The sequence below is a fragment of the Facklamia sp. HMSC062C11 genome, assembly GCF_001810675.1.
Classification (GTDB): Bacteria; Bacillota; Bacilli; order Lactobacillales; family Aerococcaceae; genus Facklamia; species Facklamia hominis.
The window spans coordinates 191722-198399 of the sequence record NZ_KV802403.1; the positions used below are offsets into that span (position 1 = coordinate 191722).

The 6678-nt window shown below is 31.6% G+C and carries 6 protein-coding genes; all 6 read left to right on the forward strand.

Features of this window, described 5'->3' with window-relative positions; genetic code table 11:
- Complete coding sequence (locus HMPREF2758_RS06465) at positions 1–651, forward strand: response regulator transcription factor (RefSeq protein WP_070609673.1); 651 nt, start codon at positions 1–3, stop codon at positions 649–651.
- Positions 652–1512, forward strand: a complete 861-nt coding sequence (locus tag HMPREF2758_RS06470) for a sensor histidine kinase (RefSeq protein WP_070609674.1) — start codon at positions 652–654, stop codon at positions 1510–1512. It begins immediately after the preceding gene.
- 55 nt (positions 1513–1567) lie between these two features.
- On the forward strand, positions 1568–2248 hold the full coding sequence (locus HMPREF2758_RS06475) for an ABC transporter ATP-binding protein (RefSeq protein ID WP_070609675.1): 681 nt from the start codon (positions 1568–1570) through the stop codon (positions 2246–2248).
- Positions 2241–4676, forward strand: a complete 2436-nt coding sequence (locus HMPREF2758_RS06480) for an ABC transporter permease (RefSeq protein ID WP_070609676.1) — start codon at positions 2241–2243, stop codon at positions 4674–4676. Before HMPREF2758_RS06475 ends, HMPREF2758_RS06480 begins: the two co-directional genes overlap by 8 nt.
- A 505-nt stretch (positions 4677–5181) precedes the next feature.
- Complete coding sequence (locus tag HMPREF2758_RS06485) at positions 5182–6225, forward strand: Fic family protein (RefSeq protein WP_070609677.1); 1044 nt, start codon at positions 5182–5184, stop codon at positions 6223–6225.
- 316 nt (positions 6226–6541) lie between these two features.
- The coding region (locus tag HMPREF2758_RS06490; RefSeq protein ID WP_148128888.1) for a type II toxin-antitoxin system RelB/DinJ family antitoxin at positions 6542–6678 on the forward strand (137 nt) is incomplete at its 3' end.

The window sequence follows — 6678 nt, forward strand, 5'->3', positions numbered from 1 at the left end:
ATGAAGAGAGTTTTGATTATAGAAGATAATAAAGAAATTGCCTTACAAATGGAGAAGTATTTAGTTAATAATGGTTATGAGGTAGAGCTTGCATCATCTTTTTACGAAGCAAACTATAAGATGAATGTAGACATGGATGTGGCATTATTAGATATAAATCTACCTGATAAAGACGGTCAACATTTGATAGAAAGATTAAAAGATAAGGACATAAGAGTTATTGTAACAACTGTAAAAAACGATGAAGAGTTTATCATTGAATCTCTAGATAGGGGAGCAGATGATTACTTAACAAAGCCATTTTCCCTTGCTATTTTAAGAGCGAGAATTGATGTAGTTTTAAGGACAATCCCTTTAAGTCAAGACAAAAAGATTACTTACAAGGATATTAGAATAGATTTAGCTGAATCAAAAGTTTATTTTAAAGATAAGCAAATCGAACTAACTCCACTTGAATATGAAATTCTAGTTTTATTTATTAAAAATCCTCATCGGGTTTATACCAGAGGTCAGTTGTTAGAAATGTTTTGGGAAGATAGGGATAAGTATGTAAATGATAATACGCTCACATCCACTATTAAGAGAATTAGAGAAAAGCTTGATAGGGAAGTTATTTCTACTGTTAGAGGAATTGGTTATAGGATGGATTAGATGAAATATATATTTTGGATAATAAGTCTGGGACTTCTTTATTATTTTTTAGAGAAAAGAAAGAAAAAGAGAATTAATGAGCTTATCGATTCGATAGAAAATGTGAAAAAACAGGACTACAGAATTCCGATGAAGCAAGATGATTTTTCAATTCTGGAAGACAAAATTTACAAGCTTTTTATAGAAATAGTAGAAGCCAAAGAGACGACCACTAAGAATAGTAAAAATCAAATTGAATACCTAGAAGACATTGCCCATCAAATCAAAACGCCCATCACATCGATGCTTTTTTCTATAGAAAATTTGGAGATGGACTTTCCCGATAATGCTGATATAGCGGTTTTAAAAAGACAACTCTTAAGATTAAACGCTTTATCAGATATTTTACTCAAACTATCAAGCCTAGATGCGAACAAAGATCTTATGAAAAAAGAAAAAATACGTTTGGATGAATTAGTGGATTATGCCTTAGATAGTTTGAATGTAAAGAAATCTATGAAGGTAGAAAAGAGAACGGAATTAAAAGAAAATAGCATCAATGGAGATTTTTATTGGCTGGCAGAAGCTCTCATTAATATTATGAAGAATGCTGATAATAGACCGACATGTGATAAAATCGTGGTTTCATCCTACAAAAATCCCCTCTACACAAGCTTAATCATTGAAGACAATGGTGGAGGAATAGAAAAAGAAAATATTAAAAAGATCTTTAAACGCTTTTATAAAACACCCGACTCAAGTGGCTTTGGAATTGGCCTTGCTATGGCGAAGACAATTGTTGAAAAAAACAACGCGGAAATTTCTGTTTCAAATATTGATGCTGGAGCAAGATTTGAAATTAAATTTTACAATGTCACCTAAAAATCACTTTACTTTTATATGCTTACCTTGACATAAGAAAAAGGAGGCAGTCATTATGGAAATATTAAAAGTAGAAAACCTAAGAAAAGAATACGGCGAGGGTCATTCTAAGGTCATTGCCCTAGACGGTGTTAATCTTGAAATTGAAAGGGGAGAATTTGTCGCTATTGTTGGACCAAGTGGGTCTGGTAAATCAACCCTCCTACATATCATAGGAGGCGTAGATAGTCCAGATGATGGCAAGATTTATATAGATGGTAACGACATCTCAAAGTATTCTTCAAAAGAATTAGCCTATTTTAGAAGAAGAAAAGTTGGACTCATTTATCAATTTTATAATTTGATACCAAATTTAACGGTTCGTCACAATATAGAACTTCCACTAAAACTAGATAAAAGAAAAATCAATCAAGATGAAATTTCGGATATAGTAAAAAAACTGGGTATAGAAAGTAGACTTGACTTTTTCCCAAGTGAATTATCAGGAGGTCAGCAGCAGAGAGTTGCCATAGCGAGAAGTCTTATCTACAATCCATCTATCATATTAGCGGATGAACCGACAGGCAACTTAGACAGGAAGAATTCTAAGGAAATTATAGAAATCTTTAAATACTTTAATAGAAGCTTAAAACAGACGATTATCTTAATCACCCATGACGAAGAAATAGCCCTACAAACAAATCGCATAGTTACCATAGTCGATGGAAAAATTGTAGGAGATGAAAAAAATGAATAAGAAGAATTTTCCTATTTTCATCTCATTATTTATTGTAAGTTTGTTTTTTACTGTGGTTTTTTATTATGGATACAGAAGTTTGAGAGCTAACTATGGTTATTATATGGCTTCAAGCTTTTATCATGGGGAGATTAAAGAAGAACTCTCAAATGAAGATGTTGAAAAGTTAAAATCCATTGAAGATATAGATTTGGTCGGGAAAATGTCTCTTAATCCTGACAACGGAAGGCTTGGCGACGATTTAGTCGTTATCAACTACCAAGACCAAGCTATCAATAAGATGAGGGAGTATTCAAGACTTATTGAAGGCAGATTTGCTACAAAGGAAGACGAAATTGTACTATCTGAAAGCCTCGCAAAGAAAAATAAACTTAAAATAGGCGACAAGCTAGAACTTGATTTGGGCAAAAGGTTTCTAAATGGCGAAGAGATAGGCCCCACAAGTGCAAATACTGGCAGAGAAAAATTTGAGAGCAAAGGTTCTAAAAGTTTTACTTTAGTTGGTGTTTACGGAGATGTCTACAATAAATACAGCAAACTAAATTTTGCTCTAGGGCTACAAGATAAAATACCTACATTTAGAACATTTATAAAGTTTATTTCTTTCGAAGAAGCTTACAGAGATAGAGATAAAATTCAAGAAGAAATCAATCAGACTTTGGGTAAAAAAGTTACTTTAGAATTTTCTGAAAGTCTTATAAACTATTACGGAGTAGAAAACGAACCCTTACAAAATATAATGAGCACAGCTGTTCTTGTTCTATCAGTTCTTGGATGTATATTGGTCTTTGTGTTTTTTATAAAAAACATCTTTTGGGTTTGGGGGCTAAGAAAAATTAGAGAACTTTCCATTTACAAGTCTATAGGATCTACCAATGGACAAATTTATCTCTTACTTCTAAAGGAAGGACTTATTATAACTGCAATTCCAATACTCTTAGGACACATTGCAGGATTTTCATTCATATATTATTTGTATAAAAATATAACAATAGGTGAAGGAGTAAGTGCTTTTGAAGTTATAAAATTTAATCCCTTACTAAGTTTAGCAATACTTTTGGTTTCTTTTACAATTGTGGCACTAGCTATTAAATCCCCTGCGAAAAAGATTTCTAAAATAAACATTATAGACGGCATAAGAGGGAATATAGATTTTTTCAAATCAAAGAAGAAAAGAGCCAAAGATTTTTGGAAGGAATTAAAACTCAATAACTTAGCTTCAATAAAATCACAGAGATATATTTCTGCAATAGGAATAATTATAATTTCAGTGTTTATAATCATCATAGGCATCTCAACATATTACAGAGATTTTTCGCATTACGATGCTGGCTATAATTTTTCCGTGGATTATTTTAGTGAAAAGAATCAAGTCCCAAAAATATTAAAAGAAATTGTAGATAAAATTCCTAACGACAAGTCTTATATTTCAAAATATAAATATGTTCAAGTGGAAAACACTAACGAATTTTCAAAGGAAGCAAAGGCAGCAGGTTTAGATGAGGAAGCTAGAAAGAATATAGAAAAATATAAAGCAAAGGGTATGGATGGATTTATCATCGCCTTGGAAGAAAAAGATTTAAAAGAACTTGGAGGAAAGAAGGGTGAATTTGTCCTCTACAATACAATTCAAGAAGATTCTTCTATTCCAATAGCTAAGGCGAAGAGAATTCTATATTTTGAAAACCCACAGAGTCTAGATATTAACTTTGCAAGTCATTATAAGAAGACGATTGAAATTTCAAAGACAATAACAGATTTGGGAAAATATAAGTCAAAAACAAGACCATTCGATGTAAAAATTTATACAGATTTTGACACTTATTTTAAACTTATGGAAGAGTCCGGCGATGAAAAAAATAAAAACTATGCCTATACATTAAATATGAAAGTAAAAGATTCGGATACCAAAGATGTAAAAGAATATGTAGAGGCCATGATTAGAAGTAAAATCTCACCAGAAGATCGCTTTAATATCACAACAGGTGAGGAAACCGCAAAAAATGAATATAATGATTTGAAAAGTCTAATAAAAATTGTAATAGGAATTGCATCAATCATCTTTGTACTAAATATCACCAACGGCTATTCATCCATTAATTTAAGTCTCATGAGCAGAAAAAAAGAAATCGGAAGTCTGTACTCATGTGGGATGGACGTGGATGAGTTAAAGAGTATTTATCAAAAGGAGTTTATTGGAGAACAGGTAAAGTCCTTTACTATTTCTATTATTGTGAGTTTAGGAGTTATGTTTGTAATATCATTAATAGCTCCTGATTTAAGAATGAGTACTCTAATAAAATATTATGACTATAAAAGTTTCTTAGGATTTTCATTAGTCGTCTATGGTATTAATCTAATCATCTACCATTTCTCCTTAAAGAGAATCTTAGACAGACCGACGATAGATTTAATTCGAACAATATAAGTTCAAAGTAAGAGAAGTATATTAGGAAAAAAGTAAAAAATTATTTGTAGTTGAAATCGCAATTTTTGCTCTTTCTTACCTACTTCCAGTCGATATGTCTGAAAGCTATACCAGTATAAGACCAACTGGACTCACATCAATGTTTGTCTGACCAATTATTGGACTAATAGGTTTAATATTTGGGGTAAGGGAAAAGGATAGGTTATCTATAGTGTTGAATATTCTGTTAATCTTATTACTTCCTATAGCAATGTTTGCAGGGCATCTAATGTAAGTAATGCGACTATACCAAGATAATAATAATCTAAACGGATTTTTTGTTAAACTGACCTCCAATAGTTAGATTTTTTGTCTAAGTTGTGGGGGCAGTTCAGATTGACAGTATTTTAATCTCGCCATTTTTGATGTATCATCGCCAAATTCATCAAAATGGCGATTTTTATCTAGCTGATATTGGTTTATATACGCCAAATAAGGTATAATGGCGATAAAGGCAGGGGAGTTCATGAAAGAATTTAATTATTCAAAATTACTTAGTTTAAATATTCCAGCAAAGATGTATGATTTGATATCAAAAATATATGAGTATAAGGGGAAACAGGAACTGTATGTATCTAATTTCCCGGATGTACTTGAAAAAATGGTAGAAGTCGCTAAGATTCAATCGACAAAATCATCAAACGCGATTGAAGGAATTTCTACAAATGATAGTCGATTAGAAGAATTGATGAATAAAAAAAGCCAGCCCAGAAATAGAAATGAGGAAGAAATCTATGGCTATAGAGAAGTACTCGATATCATTCATGAAAACTATGAGAACATTGGACTCACGAAAAATAATATTTTGACCTTACACAATAGATTATATTCCTACTCTGGCGAAAGTCATAAGGGTAAATTTAAGAGGATGGATAATAGTATCGTTGAAACTAACGAACTTGGAGAGAAAAGAATAAGATTTCAGCCTGTATCAGCGTTTGAAACAGAAAATTATATTGACGAATTGATTATTGCTTACGATGAAGCTATCAGTTTAAACATACCACCATTGTTACTAATTCCGGTTGTAGTTCATGATTTTTTGTGTATCCATCCCTTTTCTGATGGAAATGGGAGAATGTCAAGACTATTAACACTGCTACTTCTTTACCAAAATGGTTTTTTTGTGGGAAAATATATTTCTTTAGAAATGATCATCGAAGATACGAAAGATTTGTATTATGAAGAATTACAAGCTTCAAGTGAAAATTGGCACACTGGAGATAACGACGAGTTACCATTTATAAAATATATGTTATCAGTCATTTACAAAGCATATAGTGAATGTGATGAGAGATTTAAGATAATAGGAGAGAAATCTTTGACATCTGCCGAAAGAGTAATGAAGGTATTTGAAAACTCCCTAGAAGCGCTATCCAAATCTGATATTGTTATACTTTGTCCGGATATTTCAAAGAGAACCATCGAGAGAGCATTAAAAGAACTAAAAGATGGAGGTTTAATTAAACAAATCGGTAGTGGAAGAGCGACTAAGTATATTAAAGTTTAAGATCCTTAGCATCTACAAAAGTAGGTCCTTTTCTTATACCTATAAGCATTTTGTCTTTGATAAAGATGAATAAGGGTTTGTCAAAAAGACTCAAAAAAAATACATGGATGTAAGAGTAGTTTTGCAACTGGTATGAGGAGGCACACAAAATATAATGTACTCATTTTGTACTTTCTACAAGAGTAGCTTACAAGGCTGCTCTTTTTTTATTAAAGGGTGTAAGGATTATTTACATATATTATATAAACATTAAATAATGACATTGTATTGACACTGCACGAAAAATTTATATAATTATCCTTAAGGAGATGATGAAATGGCTACAACAAATTTGAATATAAGGACAGATAAAGAAATAAAAGAGGCAGCTGAAAAAATCTATTCTAGTTTAGGTTTAAATATGACTACCGCCATTAACCTATTTTTAAGGGCAAGTATTAGAGAAAGTGGCAT

Bases quoted from the DNA above. Each gene is read 5' to 3' on its own strand.
- HMPREF2758_RS06470 (WP_070609674.1), top strand. From the start codon at position 652: ATGAAATATATATTTTGGATAATAAGTCTGGGACTTCTTTATTATTTT.
- HMPREF2758_RS06485 (WP_070609677.1), top strand. From the start codon at position 5,182: ATGAAAGAATTTAATTATTCAAAATTACTTAGTTTAAATATTCCAGCA.
- HMPREF2758_RS06465 (WP_070609673.1), top strand. From the start codon at position 1: ATGAAGAGAGTTTTGATTATAGAAGATAATAAAGAAATTGCCTTACAA.
- HMPREF2758_RS06480 (WP_070609676.1), top strand. From the start codon at position 2,241: ATGAATAAGAAGAATTTTCCTATTTTCATCTCATTATTTATTGTAAGT.
- HMPREF2758_RS06475 (WP_070609675.1), top strand. From the start codon at position 1,568: ATGGAAATATTAAAAGTAGAAAACCTAAGAAAAGAATACGGCGAGGGT.